General features: G+C 66.1%; 33 protein-coding genes. 3 read left to right on the forward strand and 30 right to left on the reverse strand.

Annotation, left to right across the window (positions count from 1 at the left end; translation table 11 throughout):
* Positions 1–21 precede the first annotated feature (21 nt).
* The 18 genes from FZ983_RS16000 to FZ983_RS16085 all read right to left on the reverse strand — a co-directional run bounded on the left by FZ983_RS16000 (position 22) and on the right by FZ983_RS16085 (position 12,131).
* Entirely contained in the window at positions 22–255 is a 234-nt protein-coding gene (locus tag FZ983_RS16000) for a hypothetical protein (protein WP_149224824.1), read from the reverse strand.
* Positions 256–278: 23 nt separating this feature from the next.
* Complete coding sequence (locus FZ983_RS16005) at positions 279–668, reverse strand: hypothetical protein (protein ID WP_149224521.1); 390 nt, start codon at positions 666–668, stop codon at positions 279–281.
* An 83-nt stretch (positions 669–751) separates the two neighbouring features.
* Positions 752–1,228, reverse strand: a complete 477-nt coding sequence (locus tag FZ983_RS16010; protein ID WP_149224522.1) for a hypothetical protein — start codon at positions 1,226–1,228, stop codon at positions 752–754.
* 77 nt (positions 1,229–1,305) lie between these two features.
* Positions 1,306–1,725, reverse strand: a complete 420-nt coding sequence (locus FZ983_RS16015) for a hypothetical protein (RefSeq protein ID WP_149224523.1) — start codon at positions 1,723–1,725, stop codon at positions 1,306–1,308.
* Entirely contained in the window at positions 1,725–2,027 is a 303-nt protein-coding gene (locus tag FZ983_RS16020; RefSeq protein ID WP_149224524.1) for a hypothetical protein, read from the reverse strand. Before FZ983_RS16020 ends, FZ983_RS16015 begins: the two co-directional genes overlap by 1 nt.
* A gap of 69 nt (positions 2,028–2,096) precedes the next feature.
* The gene (locus tag FZ983_RS16025; RefSeq protein ID WP_149224525.1) at positions 2,097–2,426 is read right to left on the reverse strand and encodes a hypothetical protein; all 330 of its coding nucleotides are present in this window, start codon (positions 2,424–2,426) and stop codon (positions 2,097–2,099) included.
* 3 nt (positions 2,427–2,429) lie between these two features.
* Positions 2,430–3,455 (reverse strand): major capsid protein, encoded by a 1,026-nt coding sequence (locus tag FZ983_RS16030; RefSeq protein WP_149224526.1) that lies wholly within the window; start codon positions 3,453–3,455, stop codon positions 2,430–2,432.
* Positions 3,456–3,466: 11 nt separating this feature from the next.
* Positions 3,467–3,826: a head decoration protein gene (locus tag FZ983_RS16035; RefSeq protein ID WP_149224527.1), complete on the reverse strand. Its 360-nt coding sequence runs from the start codon at positions 3,824–3,826 to the stop codon at positions 3,467–3,469.
* Entirely contained in the window at positions 3,826–4,377 is a 552-nt protein-coding gene (locus tag FZ983_RS16040; protein ID WP_149224528.1) for a hypothetical protein, read from the reverse strand. Before FZ983_RS16040 ends, FZ983_RS16035 begins: the two co-directional genes overlap by 1 nt.
* Positions 4,374–5,222, reverse strand: coding sequence for a S49 family peptidase (locus tag FZ983_RS16045; RefSeq protein ID WP_149224529.1), 849 nt, complete (start codon positions 5,220–5,222; stop codon positions 4,374–4,376). The genes FZ983_RS16040 and FZ983_RS16045 overlap by 4 nt, the downstream gene beginning before the upstream one ends.
* A 15-nt stretch (positions 5,223–5,237) precedes the next feature.
* Positions 5,238–6,833: a phage portal protein gene (locus FZ983_RS16050; protein WP_247883781.1), complete on the reverse strand. Its 1,596-nt coding sequence runs from the start codon at positions 6,831–6,833 to the stop codon at positions 5,238–5,240.
* On the reverse strand, positions 6,833–7,066 hold the full coding sequence (locus tag FZ983_RS16055; RefSeq protein WP_149224530.1) for a gpW family protein: 234 nt from the start codon (positions 7,064–7,066) through the stop codon (positions 6,833–6,835). Before FZ983_RS16055 ends, FZ983_RS16050 begins: the two co-directional genes overlap by 1 nt.
* Positions 7,063–9,147 carry a terminase gpA endonuclease subunit gene (locus FZ983_RS16060; protein WP_149224531.1) on the reverse strand — a complete coding sequence of 695 codons (2,085 nt, stop codon included), beginning with the start codon at positions 9,145–9,147 and terminating at the stop codon, positions 7,063–7,065. The genes FZ983_RS16055 and FZ983_RS16060 overlap by 4 nt, the downstream gene beginning before the upstream one ends.
* Positions 9,131–9,673 carry a terminase small subunit gene (locus FZ983_RS16065; protein ID WP_149224532.1) on the reverse strand — a complete coding sequence of 181 codons (543 nt, stop codon included), beginning with the start codon at positions 9,671–9,673 and terminating at the stop codon, positions 9,131–9,133. Before FZ983_RS16065 ends, FZ983_RS16060 begins: the two co-directional genes overlap by 17 nt.
* A 16-nt stretch (positions 9,674–9,689) precedes the next feature.
* Entirely contained in the window at positions 9,690–9,968 is a 279-nt protein-coding gene (locus tag FZ983_RS16070) for a hypothetical protein (RefSeq protein WP_149224533.1), read from the reverse strand.
* Positions 9,968–10,717: a hypothetical protein gene (locus FZ983_RS16075; RefSeq protein WP_149224534.1), complete on the reverse strand. Its 750-nt coding sequence runs from the start codon at positions 10,715–10,717 to the stop codon at positions 9,968–9,970. The genes FZ983_RS16070 and FZ983_RS16075 overlap by 1 nt, the downstream gene beginning before the upstream one ends.
* A gap of 362 nt (positions 10,718–11,079) precedes the next feature.
* Positions 11,080–11,343, reverse strand: coding sequence for a hypothetical protein (locus FZ983_RS16080; protein WP_149224535.1), 264 nt, complete (start codon positions 11,341–11,343; stop codon positions 11,080–11,082).
* The gene (locus FZ983_RS16085) at positions 11,340–12,131 is read right to left on the reverse strand and encodes a DNA methyltransferase (RefSeq protein WP_149224536.1); all 792 of its coding nucleotides are present in this window, start codon (positions 12,129–12,131) and stop codon (positions 11,340–11,342) included. The genes FZ983_RS16080 and FZ983_RS16085 overlap by 4 nt, the downstream gene beginning before the upstream one ends.
* A gap of 139 nt (positions 12,132–12,270) precedes the next feature.
* Between FZ983_RS16085 and FZ983_RS16090 the strand changes: the two genes are divergently transcribed.
* The gene (locus tag FZ983_RS16090) at positions 12,271–12,657 is read left to right on the forward strand and encodes a hypothetical protein (protein ID WP_149224537.1); all 387 of its coding nucleotides are present in this window, start codon (positions 12,271–12,273) and stop codon (positions 12,655–12,657) included.
* Positions 12,658–12,730: 73 nt separating this feature from the next.
* Here FZ983_RS16090 and FZ983_RS16095 read toward each other — a convergent pair whose 3' ends face one another.
* The 12 genes from FZ983_RS16095 to FZ983_RS16150 form a co-directional block, all read right to left on the reverse strand.
* Positions 12,731–13,237, reverse strand: a complete 507-nt coding sequence (locus tag FZ983_RS16095) for a host-nuclease inhibitor Gam family protein (protein WP_149224538.1) — start codon at positions 13,235–13,237, stop codon at positions 12,731–12,733.
* A gap of 1 nt (position 13,238) precedes the next feature.
* Positions 13,239–14,237 (reverse strand): tyrosine-type recombinase/integrase, encoded by a 999-nt coding sequence (locus FZ983_RS16100; RefSeq protein WP_149224539.1) that lies wholly within the window; start codon positions 14,235–14,237, stop codon positions 13,239–13,241.
* On the reverse strand, positions 14,234–14,416 hold the full coding sequence (locus FZ983_RS16105; RefSeq protein ID WP_149224540.1) for a hypothetical protein: 183 nt from the start codon (positions 14,414–14,416) through the stop codon (positions 14,234–14,236). Before FZ983_RS16105 ends, FZ983_RS16100 begins: the two co-directional genes overlap by 4 nt.
* A 12-nt stretch (positions 14,417–14,428) precedes the next feature.
* Positions 14,429–14,683 (reverse strand): hypothetical protein, encoded by a 255-nt coding sequence (locus FZ983_RS16110; protein WP_149224541.1) that lies wholly within the window; start codon positions 14,681–14,683, stop codon positions 14,429–14,431.
* 103 nt (positions 14,684–14,786) lie between these two features.
* Positions 14,787–15,554 carry a hypothetical protein gene (locus FZ983_RS16115; RefSeq protein ID WP_149224542.1) on the reverse strand — a complete coding sequence of 256 codons (768 nt, stop codon included), beginning with the start codon at positions 15,552–15,554 and terminating at the stop codon, positions 14,787–14,789.
* A 14-nt stretch (positions 15,555–15,568) separates the two neighbouring features.
* Positions 15,569–15,850, reverse strand: coding sequence for a hypothetical protein (locus FZ983_RS16120; protein WP_149224543.1), 282 nt, complete (start codon positions 15,848–15,850; stop codon positions 15,569–15,571).
* A 205-nt stretch (positions 15,851–16,055) separates the two neighbouring features.
* Positions 16,056–16,301 carry a helix-turn-helix domain-containing protein gene (locus tag FZ983_RS16125; RefSeq protein WP_149224544.1) on the reverse strand — a complete coding sequence of 82 codons (246 nt, stop codon included), beginning with the start codon at positions 16,299–16,301 and terminating at the stop codon, positions 16,056–16,058.
* Between the two features lie 15 nt (positions 16,302–16,316).
* On the reverse strand, positions 16,317–16,592 hold the full coding sequence (locus FZ983_RS16130) for a BrnT family toxin (RefSeq protein ID WP_149224545.1): 276 nt from the start codon (positions 16,590–16,592) through the stop codon (positions 16,317–16,319).
* Between the two features lie 137 nt (positions 16,593–16,729).
* Positions 16,730–17,362 carry a hypothetical protein gene (locus FZ983_RS16135; RefSeq protein ID WP_149224546.1) on the reverse strand — a complete coding sequence of 211 codons (633 nt, stop codon included), beginning with the start codon at positions 17,360–17,362 and terminating at the stop codon, positions 16,730–16,732.
* Between the two features lie 72 nt (positions 17,363–17,434).
* A complete protein-coding gene (locus FZ983_RS16140) occupies positions 17,435–18,172 on the reverse strand; it encodes a DUF3102 domain-containing protein (RefSeq protein ID WP_149224547.1) in 738 nt (245 codons plus the stop codon).
* A 4-nt stretch (positions 18,173–18,176) separates the two neighbouring features.
* The gene (locus FZ983_RS16145) at positions 18,177–18,701 is read right to left on the reverse strand and encodes a ParA family protein (protein WP_247883782.1); all 525 of its coding nucleotides are present in this window, start codon (positions 18,699–18,701) and stop codon (positions 18,177–18,179) included.
* Positions 18,702–18,791: 90 nt separating this feature from the next.
* Entirely contained in the window at positions 18,792–19,610 is an 819-nt protein-coding gene (locus FZ983_RS16150; protein WP_149224548.1) for a hypothetical protein, read from the reverse strand.
* Positions 19,611–20,061: 451 nt separating this feature from the next.
* On the opposite strand from FZ983_RS16150, the gene FZ983_RS16155 reads away from it, so the two are divergent.
* Positions 20,062–21,249 carry an AAA family ATPase gene (locus FZ983_RS16155; RefSeq protein ID WP_149224549.1) on the forward strand — a complete coding sequence of 396 codons (1,188 nt, stop codon included), beginning with the start codon at positions 20,062–20,064 and terminating at the stop codon, positions 21,247–21,249.
* A 98-nt stretch (positions 21,250–21,347) separates the two neighbouring features.
* Positions 21,348–22,274, forward strand: coding sequence for a hypothetical protein (locus tag FZ983_RS16160; RefSeq protein WP_149224550.1), 927 nt, complete (start codon positions 21,348–21,350; stop codon positions 22,272–22,274).
* Position 22,275: the final 1 nt, after the last annotated feature.

Raw genomic sequence — 22,275 nt, forward strand, 5'->3', positions numbered from 1 at the left:
CGGAAACAGAAAGGGCGCCGGTCACCCGGCGCCCCTGCCCTTGCCCTGTTCCGAGCGCCTCAGGCCAAAGACGGCCCGCGCCCGATCCTTCAGCTCCGCCGTGTCCTTGGGCTTGCGCATCTGGCGCTTGGCCCCGGGAGTGGTGGCGGCGAGGAAATCGACCTTCCCGTCCAGGGCCAGCTGGATGTCGGGGAACGGGGCGTCCAGCGCCTCGCTGCGCGACCATCCCAGCCAGCCCGTGGCGTACTGGAACATCTGGTCCACGTACTCCGGGAAGGTCAGCCGGCTTCCCCCGTTGCGGCAGCCTCGCTGCCGGCTTCAGCCGTCCCAGCCTTGGCGGTTTCCGTCTTGGGCGCCTTGCCGCCGCCGGCGAGGAAATTCAGGAACAGCAGCACCTGCGGCGCGACGACGATGACGCCTTCGTTGAAGATCGCCTCGGCGGTGGCTTCGGCCTGCTTGCCGACGCGGCCGGCGGCGGCGTTGACCACATTCACCAGCGTGTCGAAGTCGAAGGCGTTGGTGTTGGTGAAGGCCTGGTTCAGCCCGCCATACAGGCGGCAGATGGTGCGGCTGGCGCGGACGTTGGCGAACAGCTCGACGTCTTCACCGTCGAGGCTGATGGTCATCACGCCGTGCGCGAAGCGCGGCGCCGTGCTGGTGGCGGTCATGGCAGGATCTCGCTTTGGACGGGGAGAAGGGCCGGCAGCTAGGGCGGGCTGCCGGCATCAGGGGTGGAGGTTGGCTCCAGCGCTTACGGCGCGTCGGCCGCCGCCTCGATCGGCTCGGCGTCGATTTCCAGCCCGACGCTGGTTTCGATCACCTTGTCGTTGCCGCCGATTTCGGTGGTGTAGGACATGACGTAGGCGCGCAGGTAGATCGTGGTCGGGGTGCCGCCGTCCGGGGCGTCGTCGAACTCGATCTTGATGTTGTAGGCCGCCTTACGGTTCTTCGCCGCGGCGCGGATCGCGATCTGGCCGGCGCCGGTCGGAACGCGGGCCAGCTTCAGCGTGCCCGAGCCATAGTCGACGGTGCCCTTCTTCTTGTGGACCGCACCGTCGCCCAGCGTCTTGTAGGTGACCTTTTCGAAGGTCTCACCGAAAGCGCCGATGTCCTCGATCTCTTCGACCTCGGTCCAGAGCAGCGCCTTGTACTGCGCTTCGGTGGTGCAGAGGGCGGTGGTGGAAATGAACAGGCGCGTGCCGGCGCTCTGAACAGCGTTGCCGCTCATGGGAATGCCCCTCCTTTGGGCAAAGAAAAAGCCGCCCGAAGTCGGGCGGCGGGGAAGCTCCGGAAGCTCCGGAGGGTTCAGGCGTCGGGCTGGCCGAACGTGGTCTGGTAGGTCACGGAGAACTGCAGGCGGGTCACGCCGGCCTTCAGCTCGCCGCTGGTCAGGCGGTCGGTGACGGTGCGCACCAGCTCGATGCGGTCCAGCGCACCGCCGAACTTGCCGCCGGCGGCGATCGCCTGCTCGATGCGCAGCGCCATGGCGTCGAGCTGGTCGTCCAGGTCGGTACCGGCGCGGACGTAGCCATCGACATAGAGGTCCATGCGCCGCATCTGGCGCCGGCTGCCCATGGTGATTTCCTGCGTCGCCTCGTCGGGCGTGAACAGGCCGATGCAGGGCAGCGCGTCGGCCGGCAAGGGATCGTCCCGGTTGGCAGTGACGGGGGCGACGGCCCCCAGCGCTGCGGCGATGGCGGTGCGGATGCGGGTGCGGGGGTGCATCAGCGCGACTCCCGCAGCAGCAGCACGGTCATGCCCTGCCCGTCCGGCCGCGGCTCGGATACCATGAAGGTCAGGCCGCGCACCTCGACGTCGGCGCCGGCAGGCACCGGCCCGCCGATGTCGGCGTCGACCACGGCCAGCGAGGTCATCAGGGTGGAGACCGGCCCGTCGTCGGTCTCCACCTGGTAGTGCCGGCGATCGAAGATGCCGGTGACGGTGACGTCGGAACGGCCGGCCCGGCGGATCACCGCCGGCTCACCGAAGGCGCCGACGCAGGCGGCGTTGAGGTCATCGAAGAACATGGGCGAAGTCCCCAAACGCGACGGGCGGCCCGAAGGCCGCCCGTGTCGCGTCGCTGCTGGTGGTGCCGGTCAGCCCTGCAGGGCGGCCCAGGCCTGGTCACGCTGGTCGGCGGTGACCTCCGCCCCCAGCACCTCGCCCAGCGCCTTCAGCTCCGGCTTGCCGGCCTTGAAGTGCTTGGCGTTGGCCGGGTCGAGCTTGCCGATCGCCGCGATGATGCGGTCGAGCGGCAGCGCCTCCACCTCGGCTTCCTCGCCGGACTTCACCCAGCGGGCAAAGCCGCGGGCCACCAGCGAGACGACTTGGTCGTCCTCCGGGTCCTTGACCTCGATGACGGCACCCGGCCGCAGCGTGGTCTCCTTGGCCACTTTCACGGTGGCCAGCAGGCGCAGCTTGGCCATGGATCACCTCACCGTCGCGCACATGCAGGCGTTGGGACGCCGCGGGTAGACCAGCGGCGCCGACTGGCTCAGCAGCATGCGCCGGCCCGGGTTCTCTTCGATCCAGCTCTTGGGGAAGACCTCCAGGGCCTGGTAGCCGGCGCGCGGGTCGAGGATGGCGCCATGGGCCTGGATGCCCTCCATGGCGCCGGTGGCGCCCAGCAGCACCGTGTGGTCCGGAAGCAGCTCCTTGGTGGCGCCGGCATCCTTGTAGGTGTCGTTGTACGTATAGAACTCCACCATGCCGATGCGGCCCTTGAATACCGGCGTGCCGGGCACACCGGGCTGGAAGCCCATCTGGACGATGGCGGCCTGCCCCAGCGTACGGTCGAGCACCTTCTCCAGCTTGGGGTCGGCTTCGAACAGCGCCCAGGCCTTGGCGTCCATCACCACGACGTTGACCGCGGCGCCGGACTTCCGCCCGACAAGGTCGATCCATTCCGACACGTCGGCATAGGGCGACACGCCGGCCTCGCCCCAGCGGGCGCCGGCGGACAGCACCAGCGACAGGTCGCCATCGCGCTGGAAATCCACCAGGACCTCCGGGTAATCGTCGCCTTTCACCACGCATTTGCCGGTGCGCAGGACCTCGGCCGCCATCACCTCCTTGCGGCGCAGGATCTGGTTCAGCTGGCGCTGCAGCTTGGCACCCAGGATCGCCTGTTCGCGGGCGCCGGCGGACAGGGTGCCGGTCAGCGGTTCGCCGGCCAGCCGGCGCAGCGGCTCGCCCGGCTTGATGTCGTGCAGCGGCTTCACATAGGCCGGGGCGAACATCCTGGTTTCATAGCCGGTGTCGGCGCCGACGCGGCCGGCGGCCAGCGGCGAGACGAAGGGGGCGATCTCGATGTCATCGACCTCGACGTCGAAGATGATCTTTTCGTCGTCGCTGAAGCTGGCCAGCGGGAAGAACATGTTCAGCAGGAAGCGGGGGGCCTTGGCGCGCAGCGACTGCAGCACCCCCAGCATGGCGAGAGTCGAATAGATGTCCATGGGTGGGGTCCTCAGATGAAGATCGACAGGTCGCGCAGCGCGTCGGCCGCCGACGCGGCGGAGTGGCCGGCGCCGAAGGTCAGCTCGCCCGCGTTGAACTCGCCGGTCAGGTAGACGACGGCGACCACGTCGGACAGGCTGGCGTCGACCGGACCGGCCAGGATGGCGCGCACCGCTTCGGAACCGTCGTTGGCGGCGGCAGCCGACAGGGTGAACTTCTTGCTGGCGGTGATGCGGCCGAGCACGGCACCGGCCTTAAGCACGCCGGCGCCGCTGGCGATGGTCACCAGCCGGGTGACGCGCGGGAACTCGCCGGCGATCAGGGACGGCAGCGGCTGGCTGGTCTGGGAGGAGAAGCTGGCGGAGGTCATCACTTGCCGTCCTTCTTCGGAATGAGACCGACGGCGGCCATGCTCGACAGCACCGCGGCGGCGGCCTTTTCGTCGTCGCTCATGGTGCCGGTGTCGGTGGAGGCGCCAACGGTCGGGTTGGGGTGGGCGTCCATGGCGGCGAGCGCCAGCGGGTTGCCGGTGGGGGTGGAGGCGCCGGGCGCGGTGGCGCCGATGGGTGCTGCCTCCAGCGCGGCGCAGGCCTGCTCCACCGTCAGGTCGGTGTTGAAGGCCAGATGCGCGGCGAGCTGGACGCGGCCGGCAGCGGCCGGCGCTGCGAAGATGGCGGCGCAGCGCTCGCGCTCGCTCGGCGCGGCGGCCTGCTGGCTGCCGGCGTTCTTGTCGCCATCCTCGCCGGTGGCGGCCGCGTCGCCTTCCTCGCCGTCCTTCGGCTTGTCCTTGCCCTTGTCCTTCTGGTCGGCATCGTCGCCGGTGCCGGCCTTGGGCGTGGTGTCGGTGCCCGCCTGGGTCTCCCCTTCCGCGGCCTTGGAGCGGCCGAAGGGGTTCAGGTGAGCGAAGCTGAACGTCTTCACTGGTTTTCCCTCACATGATCCACCAGAGCCGCAAAGGCCTGGTCGGGTGGCAGGACCGCATCGGCCAGCCGAAGGCGCACGGCCTCGGCGGTGCCGACCGGCCCCTCAAAGCAGCGGGCCTCTGTGGCAAGGACCGCCGCCACGTCGATCCCGCGGGCGCGGGCGACGGTTTCGGCAAAGAGCTGGCGCAGCGCGTCGACCTGCCCCTGCCAGTCGGCGCGCACCGCCTCGGGCAGCGCGGCATAGGGGTGGCCGTCGGTCTTGTGGGCGCCGGACTGGATGATGGTCGGCTTCAGTCCGGCCTCCTCCAACATGCGGGAATAGTCCCAGTGCATCAGCCAGACGCCGATCGAACCCACGCCACCGGTGCGCGGCACCGCGATGCTGTCGGCCGCGCAGGCGATGGCGTAGGCGGCGGAGTAGGCCTCTTCGCTGCAGATGGCCCCCACCGGCTTGCCCGCGGCCTTCTTGGTGGCGACGATCCAGTCCACCAGGTCGAAACAGCCCTGGGCGATGCCGCCGCCGCTGTCGATGTCGAGGCAGACGGCGCGGACGTCCGGATCGGCGAAGGCATGCGCCAGCTGGAACCGCAGCCCGTCGTAGCCGGTGACCCAGCTGCTGCCGATGTAGCCCAGCTTCGGCACCAGCAGCCCGGCCACCGAAACCACCGCCACACCCTGGTCCACCTCGTAGGGCCGGCGCGTGCCGTTGACCTCGCCCAGCCGGTAGCAGCCGGCCGGCAGCTCCCCGCCGGCGCGGCTCGCCTCGGTCAGCTGCACCATGCGGGCAGCCGCCGTCTCGGCCCAGGCTGGGGACACCAGCACGGGCTGCATCGTCTTCAGCATGTCGGGGGGACTCCGTCAGGCGCCGGCCGCTTCCGGCTCGGGCTGGTCAGGGGTGGGCATGAAGTTGACCTCGGGCAGGGTCAGCCCGCGCGCCTTCAGCGCCTCCTGCTCCAGCGCGATCTGGTCCAGCAGGTCGTCGAGGTCGCGGCCCTGGTCGAGGGCCTCGTCGCGCAGGGTGGAGATGCCGAGCCGCACCCGCATCGCCGCGGCGGTGATTTCCTTCACCGGGTCCACCCAGCCGCGCGCCGGCCCGCGCCACACCCCGCGCAGCCACGCCTGCCGCCGCGCCCGGCTTTCCGAGAAGCCCGGCAGGTCGATGTAGCCGCGCCACACCGCCTCCTCCAGCACCAGGTCGAGCGTCGGCCGGCACCAGGTCAGGGTCTTGTGCATGCGCAGGAACAGCACGAAGCGCCAGCCCTCCAGCAGCGACGCGCGGGCGCTGGAGTAGTTGGTCTTGGAGAAGTCGCGCATGAACGTCTCGTAGGTCATGCCGATGCCGGTGGCGATCAGCCGGCTCACCGTGGTGACGAACCCGTCCATGCCGGCGCTGGGGCGGTTGGACGAGTAGCCCTTCAGCGTCTCGCCCGGCAGCAGCCGCGGGATGGCGCCGCCCGGGCCGATGCCGAGCTGCACCGACGGCTGGGCGTTGCGCATGTCCATGTAGCTGTTGGCGTCGCCGAACAGGTCCAGCAGCGTCTGCCCGTCGGCCGGGCTTTCCAGCACCGCGGCGATCACCGCGTTGACCACCGCCGCCTGCAGCTCGGCCCGCTGGAAGCGGGCGCGCTGCTTCAGCTCGGTCATCACCGGGGCGAACACGGAGACGCCGCGGTGCTGGCCCGGGCGCTTCTGGTCGAAGGAGTGGATCACCACCCGCCGCCCGCCCGGCCCGCGCAGCGGCACCCGCTGCCAGTCGGCCGCGGCCATCGCCCAGGGCATGAACAGGTCGCCCGGATGGTTGGAGCGGATATGGTAGGCGATGGGTGCACCATACCCGTCAATCTCGACACCGTCGCGCAGGCGCGGATCGCCAATGCGGTCCTGCGGGTTGGACAGGCGGTCCGCCTCAACTGTCTGCATGACGGTGGCGAAGCGGCTGCCCAGCCGGCGCTGCCGCTCCGGCAGCCACAGCGCCAGCTGCAGGCTTTCGCCGGCGACGAGGTCGGACTGCACCGACTGGCGCAGCATCGAGCCGAAGGGCAGCTGGCCGGTGACGTCGCAGGCGTCGCGGTCCTCGCTCCACTCGTGCCAGATGGACTCGATCCGCCGGGCGGCGTCCTGCGCCTGGTCACGGGTGATGCCGAGCGCCCGGTAATCCGGCATGGACTGGAAATCCAGGCCGAAGCCGATGGCACTGTCCTTCAGCGACTGGACGGCACCGGAAACCAGGGCGTCGTTGCGCTCCAGGTCACGGGCACGGGCGACGATGGTCTGGCGGTCGCCGTCGAGGTCGGCATCGGGCGAACCCGCCGCCGGCGTCCAGTCGCGCAGCTCGGGCGCGTTGCCCGATCCGGCGAGAAAGGCGCCCATGGCCGCCTGTGCCCGGGCGCGGCGGATCTCGGCCTGGGTGATCGGCCGGCCGTGCTGGTCGAGGATGACGGGAGCGGTGGCCATCAGCCGATCATCCGGACATAGGGTGACACCGCCGGACCGCGCCGGCCCTTGGCCGCGGCGATCTGGCGCTCCAGCGAGGCGATGTAGCTGGCCAGCTGGGTGGCGTTGGCCGGGGCGTATTCGACCACGCGGTCGCCGAAGCGCACGCTGACCTTCTGCTGGCCGATCCGCAGGGCGTGGTGCGCAGCCCGCGCGTCGGCGAGCCACGCCTCCAGGGTGGTGACGTCGGTCATAGGTAGAGTTCCCCTTTGTCGGTCGAGGGCGGCGGCGCCGGCGCCACCGGTTGGACGGCTGCGGCCGGCCGGCTCAGCCGGCGTGCCCGCTCCACCGCAGCGGCGATGGCGTCGGCCGGAGTCGATTCCGTCACGGTCTCGCCGGCCGTATTGCCGGCTTCAACCGGTGCCGCCTCGATGTCGGCCTCGCCCAGCTTCACGTATTTGCCGGACAGGGCCTGCAGGCCGCACACCGCGGCGTAGGCATAGACGAAGCACACCCCGACCTCATGGGCCTCGACCGGCTTCACCCACACCGTGTATTGCTTCCCGCGCGGAACGATCAGCTTCTCGCGGGTCAGCTGGGCGAAGAACTCCTCGTCCAACTCGCGGGCGCCGTCGATCGGCGCCTGCGGGAAATGCACATGGCGCGGCCCGGGCTTGTCCACCGCCAGGCTGCCATAGGCCCAGTCACGCGCGGCGTTGCCGCCGATCATGTACCAGACATGGCCCAGCTTGCTGGACGGCTTGCGCGGCCACACCTTGCCCCGCTGGCCCCGGCTTTCCGACCGGCCCTTGATCGCCCACACCCGCCGGGAGCGGCGCTTGTTGGCGAAGGCATAGACCTCTTGCGTGTGATGGCCGCCGCTGTCGATGCAGGTGGCCCGCACGTCCAGCGTGGTGCCGTCCGGCTTGCGGAAGCGGCGCAGCAGCACGCCATCGTCCAGCGCCGCCCACACCTCGCCCTTGGCCGGATCGCCCGGCAGGACGAAATGCCCGATCAGCCAGACCTCCAGCCCGCGGCCCCAGCCATAGACGGAGGCCTCCAGGCGCGGGTTCACCTTGCCGGACTGGACGTCCACCCCAACGGTGATGAACTCGACACCCGCCGGCACCTCGGCCGGGTACGGCTCCATGCGGTCGATGAAGCTGCTGCTCTTGACCTCCTGCCCGTAGGTCGCCCGGTAGGGGCGGCCCAGCCGCAGGTTCATGAAGGGCTGCACCAGGCTGGCCGGATCGTCCTGCGCCTCCAGCCATTCCTGAACGATCACCGGCCAGGCGGCGTTGGGGTTGAGCGACATGCCGGTCCACAGGTGCATGCCGACATGGCCGGGCACCTTGGCCTTGGCGGTCGGGCGCCATTCGCCGTTGGCGTCCATCCACGCCTTGTGGCGCTCTTCGATGATGCAGCCGCAGGTGCCGACGTACCACACCCGCTCCAGATTGCCCTCGGCGTCCAGGCTCCATTTCAGCCCGTGCGGCACGTCCGGCCCGCCCCAATCCAGATACTGCCAGCCGTCGAGGTGGCCAGCGGCGTCGGAGCATTGCGGGCAGGGTACGAAATAGCGCCGCTGGTCGGACGCGAGCCACAGCTTCCACACCCGGCTGGTTTCGAACAGCAGCGGGGTGGAGCCTCTGACCTGCTTGCGGTTCCAGAAGGTTTCACCGCGGGTCCAGAACAGCTTCAGCTTGTCGCCCTGGGTCTTGGCCCCGGGCGTCCAGCCGTCGCCGTCGATTTCGTCGGCGAACAGGAAACGGGCCGAGTAGCGGCGGAAGGCATCGTCCGACGCGGCGCCCACCACGCGCACGCTGGCGCCGTTGCTCAGCTGGTAGAAGGTGGCGTTGTCCTGCTTCTCCCCCTTGCGGGTCGGCCGCATCAGCGGCTTCAGCACCGGCGTGTCGCGCAGCATCGGGGCGATTTCGCCGCTGCCGAAGTCTTCCGCATCCGGGATCGTCGGCTGGGCGATGGCGCACAGCGTCGGGTCCTGGTGGAGGTGGTAGGCCACCGCCAGCGTGGCGCAGCGGGTGTAACCGACGCGCGCCGCCTTCAGCACCGTCAGCAGCGGCACGGTCGGGTCGCACATCAGGTCCACCAGCCCGCGCTGGTAGCCGTAGAGCGTCACCTTGCCATGCTCGGCCCCGGTGCCCTTCGGGATCCAGCCGAAGCGCTCGGCCCAGACGGAGCCGCTCATGCGCTCCTGGAACTTCAGGCTGCCGTCGAACAGGGCCAGCAGCGCCGTGCGCAGCTCGCCCCGTCCGGTCCGGTAGTCGCTGTGACGGTGGGCGCTGACGCGCGCCGCCGCCTCAAGCCCGCGGTTCATCGTCCTGCCCGATGGCCAAGCCGGCGCCCCATGCCTTGACCAGCTCGTCGCGGGCGGCGTCGAAGGCTTGGTTGATTTCCTTCTCGGCCATGGCCTGGATTTCCGGCGCCCCGGTCATCGCCGCGGCGCGGCCGGCGATCTTGGCCACCGCGTTGGAAAGGCCGGTGCGCAGGCTGATGCAGAAGCCGGCGACGTCGGCCGCGGCCTCGTGGCGGTTCACCACCTCGTTCAGGGTCTCGTCGGCCTTGATCTCCGCCACCACCGCATCGGCCACCGCCTTGCGGCGCTTGGCCTCGTCGGCGGTGATGACGCCGATCTCGCCCTCGTAGCCGGCGGCGACGTCGGCCACCGCACGGTCTACCAGCCAGCGGTGAACGTCGGCCGTCTCGAAGGCCCATTCCCGGCCCTTGGCCCCCTTCTCCGCGAAGGGGCAGCCGTCGCGCACCCACGCGTCGACGGTGGGCAGGCTGACGCCGAACACGTCGGCCAGCTCCGCCCGGTTCACCCGTTGGCCCGGTTTGGACATAAACAAAAACCTCGATTCAAAAATTTCTCAGAGGGTGGACCGGTGCGGCCCGAATTACCCTCGCTGGGGGCCCCCCCCGGGAAGGACCCGTCGCCCCCTTGGGCATGGGGGTCTGGCCCAGGCGCGCGGTCAGGGTCAGGCCGATCGGCGCCGCCGGCGCGTTCAGCGAGTCCAGGATGCAGGGCTGCAGGCCCTCGACGGCGGGCGCGACAACCGGCGCGGTGCGCGACTGGATCAGGTCGCGCGGCGTGCGGAAGCCCGCCATCTGGGCGGCCAAGCTCTTGAGGTGCTGCATCACTTGCCCCTTGCTGCAAAGCGTTGGTTGACGGTCCGCACCGCCTCCTCGAGGCGCCGGCCGATGTTGGCCCGCACCGCCCGCTCCACGATGTCGTGGAAGCGGAAGCGCGGGCGGTAGCTCGGCGCCCGGACGAAGATCACCACCGGCCGGGCGTCGGCGCCGTCGCGCTGGTAGATGCCCGGCGGCAACCCGCCGGCGTTGCCCGGCAATGCTGCGAAGTAGCCATTGCGCCGCCGCTTCTTCTTGCTGCGGGCGCTGCCCGTGCGGTTGGCGGTGTATCCCTGCTCCCCGAAGGCCCGGGTCTGCGACAGGATGCGCACCACCTCCGACCGCCGCATGTTGCCATAGGCGTCGAGGTTGGCCTCTTCGCCTGGGACGGCGAACATGCCGGCCGGCAGCAGGCCTGCGGCCCGCAGCTGGCGCTCCATCCGCTTGTCCCGGCGCGGTCCGCCGTCAACGTTGGGCAGCAGGTAGCGCGCCGCCGGCGTGCCCTTGCCCCAATCGTCCTTGAAGCCCACCCACGCCACCGGGTCCGCCTTGGTGGCGGGGCGGATGAAGGTGGCGTTGATCGTGTAAGGCGTCGGCCGGTCGAAGGTCTCCGGCAGCGCCCGCTGCACCGCCTGCCGGGCGTCCTGCGCCGTCCTGGTCAGCGCCATCGGAAGCGCGTACCGAGTGAGCTGGTCGCCATACTGGCGGATGGCCGCCTTCAGCTGCTGAGCAGAGGCCCGGATCCGTGCGTCGGCCATTTCGTTCGCACAACAAATGTGACGGCGATCACTGCCGGCCAGCCTTCGGCAGATGACACTGGCAACCCGAACCCACACTCATTTAGCCGGCCATTCGACATGCTCAGGACCAGCAGGATCGGGATGTTTCAGAAGCCCCAGCCCGTGGCGATCTGCCTTCAATGCGGAACGCCCTACCTCGATTTGGAGCCGATCACCCACGGGTGCCGCGCCCCAAATCGCACCGGTCGATGTGACGGCGAAGTCGTTGCCAGATGGCGCGACGAGGATTGGAGCATCTGCCCATCCTGCGACGGTGGCGGCTGTCCGGAATGCCGCGATCTTGGGTGGCTTCCCGTACCGCACTGACGAACGCGGCACTCCTACGGCTTGGGGTCGGCGCCGCGGTCAAAGTGTTCACGCGTGAACACTTTGGACCTGCCACGGAAGCGGTCCCGGAAGTCGAGCGCCAGCAGCACCAGGCGCCCGACCACCAACGCCACCGTGCCCCAGAAGGCCAGCTCCTGCGCCGGCCCATGTAGGGCATCGAGCCACCAGCCCATGGTGCCGCCGATCGTGACGATGACGCCGTCGGTGGCGGTGCGGGCGGTGAGGCCGTGCATCACGTCCTCCAGGTGCATGGTCATGCCGTCAGTTCCTCGGTGAGGTCAGCCAGCCGCTGCCAGCCGGCCTCGAAATAGCGCCGGTCGCGCTCGATGCCGATGAAGCGCCGGCCCGTGGTCAGGGCGGCATGGCCGGCCGACGCGCTGCCGAAGAACGGGTCGAGCACCGTCTCGCCCGGCGGGCAGACGGTGCAGATCAGCTCGGCCAGCAGCCCCACCGGCTTCTCCGTCGGGTGGGCGCCCAGCCGCACCGGCGCATGGCGCAGCACGTTGGCCACGTTCCGGCGCAGCGGCTCCGTACCCTTGCCCTTGGTGAAGTGGTGGATCAGCTCGTGCTGGTGGCGGAAGTGCGTCCCCATGCCGAAATAGGTCTTGTCCCACACCAGCAGCCCCACCCGCTTCAGGTCGGCGCTTTCCATGGCGTCGGCCGCATGGCCGCTCAGGAACAGCGATGCCTCACCCCCGTCGATGGCATCGGCCAGATGATCGCCCATGCGCCAATCGATGAAGGCCAGCACGTGGCCGCCCGGCTTCAGCACCCGCTGCCACTCCATCGCGCAACTGCGCAGCAGATGGAGGAAGCCGCGCGTGCTCAGGCTGTCGGAACCGAACCACCGATCACCGCCCCCCTTGGTCGACCGCGTCATGGTCTTGCCGTAGGCGGTGCGGCCAGCTTCGCGGGTGGCCCCGCTGGAATAGGGAACGTCGGTCAGCACCAGGCTGACCGAGCTGTCCGGAAGCTCCCGCATCCGTTCGATGCAGTCGCCCAGCATCAGCGTCGCGGCGCCGATCGTCACGGAGTTGGTAAACATCGCATTCCTGCACTTACTGAGAGTTGAACCGATCACAGGTTAATGACAAAAAAGCGACCGCATGTAATGTCACGTCGGCCAGCGAGTTACCGTCTCTGGAAACGTTCCGGACCACTCAGAGGCTGGAGGACATCACACAGTGCCAGCAATCAAAGGGAACACCGTCGTTGTGTTGGAGCAGAACGCAGTTCTGCGCCTCGGCGTCGAAGCTTTGCTTGAGTCGTGGGGATGCCAAGTCGTTTCTGGCGACAACATCGATGACATCATCGCAACCACAAAAGCTGACAATCTACGTCCGACTGTGTTGCTTCTGCCCCCAACCGACGGCCAGGAGACCGGGGACCAACTCGCCATCCGCTTTGAGACCGAACTCGGCTATCCGCTCCCATGGATCGGCATCACTGGAGACTCCAGTCTGCTCCAGCGCTGGAAAGCCGGCGCATTCAGCGGAATACTCCTGGAAATGCCCTGCTCGCCTGAAACGCTCCGAGCTGCATTGCTCAAGGCACTGCGTCAGAAGCGCTGAGCTGCTAGTTGCTTCATAATTCAGCGTTTTTGGTTATGAGCTTGCGATAATGCTCATTTTCGCAAGCTCGGTTTCAGGCAGTCGCCACCATGAGCGGCTTGACGAAGAAGGCGTCGTCCCCGCCCTCGATGACGACGCCGGGGATGGTCACCGCCACCTTCGGCTCCGCCAGCAGCGCGGCCCGGTCGACCTCGCTCTTGGTGCGGATGAAGCGCCGCAACTTGCGGTCTTCCTCCAGCCGCTTCAGCAGCGCGTCGACATCGGCCACCACCAGCTTGGCCGTCGTCTTCTTCATGCCCATGGTGCCGGTGGGCAGCGCCACCGACTTCTTGGTCCCGGTCAGCAGGGCGGAGCGGTTGGCGTCGAAGTAGCCGCGCAGCAGCTCGGTGTCGGCGGCGATGGCGGTGCGCAGCGGCGCTGCCGCAGTCTCATAGGCCAGGTTGGCCTGTGCGACAGCCACCTCCAGCGAGGCCTTCAGCCGGACCAGCTGCACCTGCGCGGCGCCGATCCGGCCGACCACGGCCGCGGCTTGGTCCTGGGTGCGCACCCTGCGCACCGGAGCGGCGACAGTCTCGCCCATGTCAATCCTCCGCAATGAGCGCCGCCATCTGGCCAGCCAGATCGGCGCGGTTGTCGTCGTAGATCTGCAGGGTCTGGACGTTGCGGTGCCGGCTGAAGCGCTGAACTGCCCGGATGTTGCCGTTGCTGGCGTCCAGCGCCGCAGTGATGGCCGAGTGCCGCAGCCCATGCGGTCGGGTGGTGATTCCCACCCCGGCCCCCAACTCACGGATGATCTGGTACACGGCGGCGCCGGTCAGGCGTCCCTCGCCTCGGCCGGCGGCATCGAGGCGATGGAACAGCGGTCCGGGGTCCTTCCCCCGCACCGCGATCCACGCATCGAGCGCCGTCCTGGTGGCGGCCGGCAGGGTGACCCGCTCACGCTGGGTTCGCCCCTTGCCCAGCACCGCGACGGTGCCGCGCCGGCTCTCGTAATGCTCCAGGTCCATCGACACCACTTCGCCGCGGCGCAGGGCCACGTCGTGCAGCAGCCGGACGATGGCGGTGTCGCGCAGGCCCTTGGCGTCGGTGCGTTCCTTGGCCTGCGCCACCATGGCCCGCACGCCGTCCCGCCCCGGCCCCCGCGTGTCGCGGTAGGCCATGGCGTCCACGTTCTCGACCTGCAGCGCCCAGGTGACCAAGCCGAGCGTGTTGCCCAGCTGAACGACGGACCGCAGGGCGGCCAGCCGCCGGTTCACCGTGGCCGGCTGCAGGCCGCGCCGGACCATGTCGTTGCGGTAGCCCAGCGCAAGCGCGTTGGCCTGCCCATGCTCCACCGCCAGCAGCATGCGCACCGCCTGTTCGGCGGTGGCGGCGAAGGCGGCCAGCCCGTCCTGCCGGGCCACGAAGGTCCGGAAGTCCTCATGATCCCGCCGGTAGGCCCGAACCGTGTTGGTCGAGCGCCCGGCATAGAAGGCGTCCAGGAGGTGCTCCTGGATGCGGTCCAGCCGCAGCGCCGGGGCGTGGCGGGCGTCGCTGACGTCCTGTCCGGCCGGATCGCCCGGAAGGACGGGAAGGGTCATCCGTCGATCGCGTCGCGCAGCTCGGCCACGGTCATGTCCTCCGGCAGCTCGCGCAGCATCGCCGCGACCTGCTGGCCGAAGAACTCGACGGCCCCATCCGACGGGCACACCGCCGCCGGCTCGTTGTCATGGGTGAGGCCGGCGCCGGCGGCGACCGCCTCGCGGATCAGCTCGTCCATCCTGCTGTCCTGTCAGGAAAGCCGCGCGACCGCCCGCGCATCGGCCGTCCGGCCGGCGGCATGATCGCGCAGCATGTCGAAGAGAGGCGCGCAATCCTCCACCAGCTCGATCAGCCAGGGCGCCCGGATCCAGCCCTGCGAGGTCTGGATCTCGATTGCCTCGATGTCGGCGCGGAAGGGTCTGCCCTGGTAGGTGATGCGCACGGCGAAGTGACGATCCACCGGGCCGAGCTGAAGGCACAGCACGCCGTCCCATTCGGTCCGCATGGCCAGCCCCCGGACAGCAGAAGACCCGCCGCGGCAACTGCCGGGCGGGTCTTCGTTCACACGCAATTCGTCCCGCTCACCCTGTCAAGGAATTGACTTTTTATCAAGGAATATTTTCCCATGGCGCGGCCGGCGCTGTGAAGCCGGTGAGCACATGATCGCGCAAATCCCAGCCACCGATCCGGTCCACCAGCTCCATCATGGCGGCGTGCCAGCCGGCATAGTCGGTGTTGGTCTCGACGATCTCGGCATCGCTGTGGGCTGGCTCCAGCGGGCACCACTTCACCTGCACTTGCCGGCTACCGTCGCCGAAGGTGCGGAAGTGAAAGCCCTTCTCTTCCTCGACGATCCGGCGTTGCCCGCGGGCGTCGAAGAGTGACTGGCCACGCAGCAGGTAGCGCTTGGCCAACTCGGACCGGGTCGGCACGAACTCCCACCGCTCGGCCAGCACATGCCGGTAGCGGCCGCGCGCTTCGCTCGGCCGCTTCACCGCCACCATGGGCGGCACCAGCGGCAGCCAGTCCGGCCGCGTGCCGGACCGGCCATGGAAGCGGACGAGACGCCGCTGCCATGGCTCCAGCCATCCCACCGCGTTGGCGACTGCCTCGGCATCGGGGTGGACCTTCACGGCGATGCCGCGCACCGGCCCGCCGCCATCCACCCGGTCGCCGGTTTCATGGCGGCGCAGCAGCTCGGCCACACCGTCGCCGCTCACCCCTTGCGGTTCCCATCCATGATCGTTCGCCGCGGCCTCGATGTCGAACAGTCCGGACTGGACGCGGTCGGCCTGCTGGTCGCGCAGCGCCCAGGTCATCAGGGTTTCGAGGTCGAGGCGCCGGCGGGCGTCGCAACGGGCGAAGGCGATGGCCATGATGCGTCTCCGTGTCAGGCCACAGCCTGAATCGGGGGCAACGCGCCGGCGAAGAGCATGGCGATGCCCACCACCAGGGTATCCACCGCCTCCATGGAAATCAGGCCGGGATCGATCCGGGCGGTATGCTGGAGGTAGCGCGCTTTTGCGTACAGGTCTTGGGCCGTCCGGATCTCGGAATTGGCAAGGACCTCCTCCAGGTTCCCGCGCAGCGCCTCGACGTGGTCGGCATCGCTGTGGCCCAGTGCTTCGTAGGCCAGGAAAACGGGCATCAGCGTGGAAGCGGTGGCGGGCATGGGGCAACCTCCGTCGGCGACCCGACGGCAGACATCCACCGGGGCTTTAGGACTGTTTGCCCAAAATGATTACCAATTCCTTGCAACTAACCCGTATTCGGAACTTTTCTTACGCTCGAAGGGTTTGGTTTCGACGCTTGTTCGCCCTCCAACCCGCGATTCGCCGCACCACTGCGACGGCAACCACTCCGGGTCACGCCTACGATCATTCGGCCGCAAGGGCATGGGCGACCAGATCAGGTTCCTTCTCGATCACGCGCAGGTAGGACTCCACGGCGGCATCCGGTTCCCGGCGGCCCTGTTCCCATTCCTGAAGGGTGCGCAGCGGAATGCCGAAGCGTTCGGCAAACGCTTCCTGCGACAGCCCAGTCGAGCGGCGAACCCGCTTCGCCAGAGGCGGGCGCTTCATTGCGGCGAGTTGCTCGTCGCTGAACGTGTCACGGTCGGTCATCGGGCTCCCCATCGGTCAGCTGTTGACCCTGAAGTAACGGTCGGTCTCACGCTTGGCGGCCGCCCGCACGGAAATGAAGCGCACCCCGTCCACCCGCTCTGTGTAGGTCACGGCGTAGATCCTGCCGGCGACCATCCCCAGCGCGTTGAACCGTTCCTCGCCATAGTCCATGCGGTCGTCCAGAGCCTCGATCAGGTTGGGATCGCGCAGGACATCCGAACCGAAGGCCAAATCGAGCCCATGCTTGGCACGGTTGATCTCGTTCTTGGCCGGGTCGAAGGGCGTCTTCATGGCAGCAATTATACGGCGTTGACGGAGTTGGCGCAAGCCAAAGCTCCGTCAACGCCGTATGCCCATTTCCGAACAGCGAAGTCGATAGCGATGGCCTGACGGACCGCGGGGAAGCTCTGGCACTGGTGAAGGCAGCATCACATCAGGCGGCGGAAGGAAGCGATGCGGTCGCGGCGCTGGGCCGTATAAACGCCCTGGGCGTAGATGCGCCACGACCCATTGACCTTGACCCCCACCACATTGCCCGCACCCCGGCCATTATCCAAGTTGCGGTAGTCGTTCCGCTGGAACGTGTGTTGATAGCCGTAGGCAGATAGCGTGCCGGTCATCGCGTGATGATCGGTGTTGCCGTCGGCACCCCTTATGTTGTGGTGGGCGACCTTGACTGTCTGGTTGGGGCCGGCGACGCAGCCAAAAGCGCAACCGCTCATTTCGGCGTTTATGAAGAACTCCGCCTGCCCGCCAAGAACGGCCGAGTAACCGAAATCCTCGTTCCATGGCAGGAAATACCCTGTTGCCGAACCAGACCCATCCCGAGTGATTTGGTAAGAGTGCCCGTCGGCTTTCCATCCACCGCCGAAAATACCCAGAGTCTTGGGGGCTTGATACTCCACAATCGTATCATGCATGGTAACGGTGAAATTTGACAGAGTGGCCGACCCCAAAGGCGACGGCGGGCACGTCCAATAGACTGTATTCTGACTGAAAAACCTGTCCGGATTTTGTTGGATCATCGTTAGAAATTCTTGGGCATCGATCTGCTCAGTCATTCGTATCTCCAACGATATCAAATTGCATTCGTACTATATTGTGGAAATGGATCCTCATCAAACTTATTCCCGCTATAATTCGGGAGCCGGGAGGTTGGAAGCTGGCAAAGACCGAACAACCGCCTCGTTGTGCAACTCCACCACATGCCGGACCACGTCGGCCGCCGCCGGGTCCGGCGCCACCATCACCAGCAGGTAGCGGCGCACGCCGTCCAATTCGACAGTGATGGCGCCCGGATCGTCAGGGTCCGTGCTCCACGGCAGCGACAGCGCCGCCGCGAAGCGTGACTCGCGCGGCGGAGGCGGGACCGGCGCGGCCACCTCCCGCACCGGCCCAGCCGGCGCCGGCGTCACCGCCGGCACCTTCAGCGCCTCCACCTCTCCCCGTGTCACCGTCGGGTGGATCGTGCCGGCGTCCAGGGCCTGCTGGCGGGTGTCGTCCGGCAGGGTGGCGATGGCGTAGAGGGTGCTCATCGCTTCCGGCAGACGGTCCAGAGGCACCTGCCCCTCGTCGACGAAGGCGGCGATCTCGCGCAGCTTGCGGGCGGTGGAGGTGCTGAACGGAAGGTCGGTCGCCACCATCGCCTCGTACTCGCCATGGGGCAGAGCCGCCTTGGCCTCGTTCAGGCGGCGGCCGACGGCGATGGTCGCCTCCAGAGCGTTCGACCATTCGCGGCGGATGTCGGCGGCGAACTCGGCCCGCGTGGTCAGCGGGCGCGGGGTGGCCAGCATCGACAGGCGGGCGTCGCCCAGGCTGCGGCGGGCGGGCGCACTGGGCGTGAGCTTCGGCCCGGAACCGGATCGGGACATGGGGTCAGCCCTCCATCGCGGCGGACAGGTGGAGCCAGAGGTCGCGGAACAGCGGGCCGGTGCGGGTGCCGGGGATCTCCGCGGTGCCCAGCCCGGCGATGAAGCTGCGCGGCACCTCCTGAAGCTGCGGGATCTCCACCGGCGCCACCGCCCCCATGGCGGAGACGATGGCGCGGGCGTCGGCGGTCTCGCGCAGGCGCGGGACGACCTGGCTCAGCAGCAGACGCATCGGCCGGCGCCGGGCGCGCAGGTAGGGCAGCATGGCCTGCATGCTGACCAGGTCCTCCGGGCCGGGGCGGACGGGCACCAGCACCAGATCGGCGCAGTCGAACAGCAGGGCGGTCGCCTGGGGGAAATTCTCCACCGCGGTCGGGGTGTCGATCACCAGCAGGTCGAGGCCGGGCGGAGTCGGCCGCTCCGTCACCGCGCCCAGCGGGCGCTGTTCGTGGAGGATCGGGGCGGCGTCGGCCGGGCGCAGGCCGTGCCAGTGGGTCAGCGAGCCTTGCGGGTCGGTGTCGAGCGTGCCCACCCGCCGGCCGGCGACGGCGGCCGCGACGGCCAGATTGCGGACGGTGGCGGTTCGGACCGCCGCCCTTCCCCTGGACCACCAGGATCGTCCTCATGCCCGGTCCCCCTGCCCGGCCCGGCCCGCCTGGGCGGCGATGGTCTGGCGGATGAGGGTCGCCTCGCGTTCCAGGATTTCGGCGATGGTGTCGAGCGGAGAGTTGATCGCCTCGGTCGCGGCCTTCAGCGCCTTCAGGGCGTCGCTGTGGGCCTTGATGGCGTGCATCAGGCGGAAGCCCTCCTGCCGCAGCTCGGGCGGCAGGGCGCGCAGATGGGCAAGCGCGAGGTCCATGCTCTCCTCGCGCGTCCGGGCGGGCGGCGGGGGCAGAGCGGCGGGCTCGTCCGGCCGGGCGGCGGACAGCGAGGCGATGTCGATCCGCTCGCCCCGGCGCAGACGGTCGAGCGCCCGGTCGGTCAGGGCGGAGCGCGCCCGTTGCTCCTCCTCCTGCCCGATCCTGCGGGCGCGGCGGTCGATGGCGTCGAGGTCGGCGCGGGTGAGGACCGGCGCCAGGGCGGGATGCGCGGCCCCGCCGGTCACGGCGTCGAACAGCTCGACGATCTGGATGGTGACGGTGATGGCGCGTTCGGTCTCGGCCTTGGTGCAGAGATAGACGGCCTGCTTCTTCGTCAGCCAGAACTCTGTGGCGGGACGCCCCCGTCCGGGATTTTGCCGCACGGTGCGGCAAATTCCGCCAAGCCTCTCCAGGGCGTCGATATGGCGCTCGATCAAAGGGCGAATGTCGCGGGGTTTCTTGAAGCCCAGAGCTTCGGCAAGGCGCAAGTCAACGATGCGCGGCTCGCCGTTGGTGGCTGTGTCGATGTCGGACAGAGATAACGCAGGCATGACTTGCCCGTTGTCGCCCATGGTGTCCATGGCGATGCCCTCCTATGCGGCGTTGCCGGCAAGAGGGCCGCTTTCGACGACGGCCCTGGTGCCGGGGGCTCGAAACCTGCATAGGTCAGGCCGGACTATTCCCCTTGCGGGTGTTGTATTATCCGACCCCCGGCGAAGGGGCATGCTACGGACAGAGTCCGGGCATGGAAAGAGCCACATCGCGAAAACGCGCGGGTGGCTTGCCGCCTATGGGGAGGTTTCGAGGCTCCGGGGGGAAGGGTCGCTCGGTTGGTGGTGGGACGTCAAGGGAACAAGGCAGTCAGATTTGCTCTTAATCATCAGGGGTAAACCGTGCTACAGATCGCCGTAGGGCAGAATGAAGAATGCTGCATCAGAGCGAAAATCCACATCAAGGTATCTAGCCACTCCCCTCTCTATCACACAGTAACCATAACGGACCCACCACAATAGAATTTAATGGAGATTTGCAATGACACTTAGTTATTTCTCGGTTGAAAACTACAAGTCATTTTCCAGAAAACAAGATATAGAAATCAAACCTTTGACTTTCTTCTTCGGATGGAACAGCGGAGGCAAAAGTTCTCTTGTTCGTTTTCTTCCTCTTATATCAGAGTCAATCGAAGCAGGAAGCTTACCTATATGGCTGGCTGGTGCAGTAGGGCGCGAAGCAACGTGGCCGGAACTAGTGTGCAAAGCAAGCGAAAGAAACAACCTGAAAATTTCTTTTAGATGGTCAGGAGATATTAAAGCTTCTGCCGAATGGGAGATATTGGGAGGAATTGATGGCAGCTGGCAGCACGTAAAATCTCTTTCTTATGAAGGAGATAATATTGATCAATGCTTTACAGATGATAGTTGCGAGAAATGGAAAGGAATTTTTCCAGTATACGAAAACAGAGGGCACGAATATGATTATGTAAATAGACTCAAGGAACTTGTGGAGGGCTTTTGCTTAGACACTCAGTGGATAAGCGGAATTCGCTCTTCTCTACCACGCATACTAAGCTATAGCGGCGGCACGCGCGCGAAAATGCAGCATGATGGTAGTGATGCAGCAAATCATCTAGTAAACGCCGTGCTACGAAGCACCGCAGATCCTATTATTGAAGCTGTGCAAGAGTTTTTTATACCTCTTGGAGAGAAGCTCGTTCTTGATAATCCAGCAGACGGAGTATGGAGAGTTCTGCTTCATCCCAAGGGCGCCCCATCAGTTCAGGTAAATCTACGCGACACAGGCGAAGGGTATAGCCAAGTATTACCAGTATTAGTTGCTCTTGCGCGAGCCCGCTTTGGTGGACCCAAAATTCTATGTCTTGAGCAGCCAGAGCTACATCTGCATACCCGCGCACAGGTGCAACTTGCACAAACGTTGGTGAGGACAGCAAAGGACAAGGCCAATCCCTTGCTACTAGTAGAAACTCATTCTGAGGTTCTTTTGACTAGTATACAGCTAGCTATAGTTAGCGGAGAAATCTCTCCAGACATGGTAAGAGTATATTGGGTCGAGTCCAGAAATGATGGTACAAGTGAAGCTGTTCCTATAGACTTCAATGAAGATGGACAGCCATCGAATACGGTAATCAGTAACGCTTTTAGAGAAGCTATTTCTCTTGGCCAATCGCTTGCTTTCAAACAAATCGAAAAAGGTGCATTATGAGAGTCATAATAACACAAGAAACCGTTGATGCCGTAATACAGCGCTCAGAAATATGGAAGCTAACAGAAATACTTAATCACGCGTGCACAGGGCGGCATATGGTTATATTCAATTCTGATGCCGCTTTGGAACGTGCTTTCAGTCAAATTGGAGGCGCTTTAGAAAAAAGCTATAGAACCGCATTGCAGTTGTGTTTCCGTGCAATTGGTACGACACCTCAAAACACATCCACATTATATATAAAAGAGGACTCCGCGCCGCAATGGAGCGATCCAGTCGCGACTTTACCTATCGATGATGCGCGCGAATTATTGAACGAAAAGATTTGTATATTACTGGAAGACTCCTCCAATGATTGGAATTTCCTTCAAGGTATAATGATGGAATCAGAGCGTGAAAAATTACTGAACGCAGTTTCAAAAGGTTGGGCAGCTCCTGTACATGGAGGAGGAAGTGGGCTAATTACCCAACTGGAAGCTAGGCTAGCGTGCCCAAAAGAAGGGCTTCGGACATTTGCTATTTATGACAGTGACCGCCTGCATCCAGACGAGCTTCAAGAAGGCTGGGATGCAAAATGCCTTAGCGGTGCTAAAGCAACATGTCAAGCATACTATTGGGAAAAAGTTACTAAAGATAAAATGCCGCTGAGGTATTGGATGCTAAAACGAAGATTTATCGAGTCTTACATGCCAGAAGATCAGCTGAAAGATTACTGCTCAAGTAATTTTGGGCGCGGATTAAGCGACGAGGTAGTGCAAATTTTCTTCACCGAATTGTCGGACCATCAGAGATGGTATTACAATATGAAAGAAGGACTTTCTGGAGATGCTCGAAGAGTAGATGCGGAAAGGAATAGATCTTTATACTCTGACCTAGGAGAGGATATTCGTGAAGCTCTCAACAGTGGATTTGGAAGGAGTTTGGCAACTCATTATGCTAAACATCAAGATGTAGTGTTTCGGTGGGATGATAGCGCCATCGAAGAAGCACTAAACGCTCTTCCAAACCTAATGCGGCTGATATGAA

The sequence above is a fragment of the Azospirillum sp. B21 genome, from assembly GCF_008364825.1.
GTDB lineage: Bacteria > Pseudomonadota > Alphaproteobacteria > Azospirillales > Azospirillaceae > Azospirillum.

Bases quoted from the DNA above. Each gene is read 5' to 3' on its own strand.
- FZ983_RS16120 (WP_149224543.1), bottom strand. From the start codon at position 15,850: ATGCCCGCCACCGCTTCCACGCTGATGCCCGTTTTCCTGGCCTACGAA.
- FZ983_RS16100 (WP_149224539.1), bottom strand. From the start codon at position 14,237: ATGACCCTTCCCGTCCTTCCGGGCGATCCGGCCGGACAGGACGTCAGC.
- FZ983_RS16125 (WP_149224544.1), bottom strand. From the start codon at position 16,301: ATGACCGACCGTGACACGTTCAGCGACGAGCAACTCGCCGCAATGAAG.
- FZ983_RS16050 (WP_247883781.1), bottom strand. From the start codon at position 6,833: ATGGCCACCGCTCCCGTCATCCTCGACCAGCACGGCCGGCCGATCACC.
- FZ983_RS16140 (WP_149224547.1), bottom strand. From the start codon at position 18,172: ATGTCCCGATCCGGTTCCGGGCCGAAGCTCACGCCCAGTGCGCCCGCC.
- FZ983_RS16115 (WP_149224542.1), bottom strand. From the start codon at position 15,554: ATGGCCATCGCCTTCGCCCGTTGCGACGCCCGCCGGCGCCTCGACCTC.
- FZ983_RS16030 (WP_149224526.1), bottom strand. From the start codon at position 3,455: ATGGACATCTATTCGACTCTCGCCATGCTGGGGGTGCTGCAGTCGCTG.
- FZ983_RS16080 (WP_149224535.1), bottom strand. From the start codon at position 11,343: ATGACCATGCACCTGGAGGACGTGATGCACGGCCTCACCGCCCGCACC.
- FZ983_RS16010 (WP_149224522.1), bottom strand. From the start codon at position 1,228: ATGAGCGGCAACGCTGTTCAGAGCGCCGGCACGCGCCTGTTCATTTCC.
- FZ983_RS16015 (WP_149224523.1), bottom strand. From the start codon at position 1,725: ATGCACCCCCGCACCCGCATCCGCACCGCCATCGCCGCAGCGCTGGGG.
- FZ983_RS16070 (WP_149224533.1), bottom strand. From the start codon at position 9,968: ATGCAGCACCTCAAGAGCTTGGCCGCCCAGATGGCGGGCTTCCGCACG.
- FZ983_RS16095 (WP_149224538.1), bottom strand. From the start codon at position 13,237: ATGGGCGAGACTGTCGCCGCTCCGGTGCGCAGGGTGCGCACCCAGGAC.
- FZ983_RS16025 (WP_149224525.1), bottom strand. From the start codon at position 2,426: ATGGCCAAGCTGCGCCTGCTGGCCACCGTGAAAGTGGCCAAGGAGACC.
- FZ983_RS16060 (WP_149224531.1), bottom strand. From the start codon at position 9,147: ATGAACCGCGGGCTTGAGGCGGCGGCGCGCGTCAGCGCCCACCGTCAC.
- FZ983_RS16150 (WP_149224548.1), bottom strand. From the start codon at position 19,610: ATGGACACCATGGGCGACAACGGGCAAGTCATGCCTGCGTTATCTCTG.
- FZ983_RS16110 (WP_149224541.1), bottom strand. From the start codon at position 14,683: ATGCGGACCGAATGGGACGGCGTGCTGTGCCTTCAGCTCGGCCCGGTG.
- FZ983_RS16105 (WP_149224540.1), bottom strand. From the start codon at position 14,416: ATGGACGAGCTGATCCGCGAGGCGGTCGCCGCCGGCGCCGGCCTCACC.
- FZ983_RS16000 (WP_149224824.1), bottom strand. From the start codon at position 255: ATGTTCCAGTACGCCACGGGCTGGCTGGGATGGTCGCGCAGCGAGGCG.
- FZ983_RS16005 (WP_149224521.1), bottom strand. From the start codon at position 668: ATGACCGCCACCAGCACGGCGCCGCGCTTCGCGCACGGCGTGATGACC.
- FZ983_RS16160 (WP_149224550.1), top strand. From the start codon at position 21,348: ATGGTTATATTCAATTCTGATGCCGCTTTGGAACGTGCTTTCAGTCAA.
- FZ983_RS16155 (WP_149224549.1), top strand. From the start codon at position 20,062: ATGACACTTAGTTATTTCTCGGTTGAAAACTACAAGTCATTTTCCAGA.
- FZ983_RS16020 (WP_149224524.1), bottom strand. From the start codon at position 2,027: ATGTTCTTCGATGACCTCAACGCCGCCTGCGTCGGCGCCTTCGGTGAG.
- FZ983_RS16085 (WP_149224536.1), bottom strand. From the start codon at position 12,131: ATGTTTACCAACTCCGTGACGATCGGCGCCGCGACGCTGATGCTGGGC.
- FZ983_RS16055 (WP_149224530.1), bottom strand. From the start codon at position 7,066: ATGACCGACGTCACCACCCTGGAGGCGTGGCTCGCCGACGCGCGGGCT.
- FZ983_RS16135 (WP_149224546.1), bottom strand. From the start codon at position 17,362: ATGACTGAGCAGATCGATGCCCAAGAATTTCTAACGATGATCCAACAA.
- FZ983_RS16065 (WP_149224532.1), bottom strand. From the start codon at position 9,673: ATGTCCAAACCGGGCCAACGGGTGAACCGGGCGGAGCTGGCCGACGTG.
- FZ983_RS16075 (WP_149224534.1), bottom strand. From the start codon at position 10,717: ATGGCCGACGCACGGATCCGGGCCTCTGCTCAGCAGCTGAAGGCGGCC.
- FZ983_RS16045 (WP_149224529.1), bottom strand. From the start codon at position 5,222: ATGCTGAAGACGATGCAGCCCGTGCTGGTGTCCCCAGCCTGGGCCGAG.
- FZ983_RS16035 (WP_149224527.1), bottom strand. From the start codon at position 3,826: ATGACCTCCGCCAGCTTCTCCTCCCAGACCAGCCAGCCGCTGCCGTCC.
- FZ983_RS16130 (WP_149224545.1), bottom strand. From the start codon at position 16,592: ATGAAGACGCCCTTCGACCCGGCCAAGAACGAGATCAACCGTGCCAAG.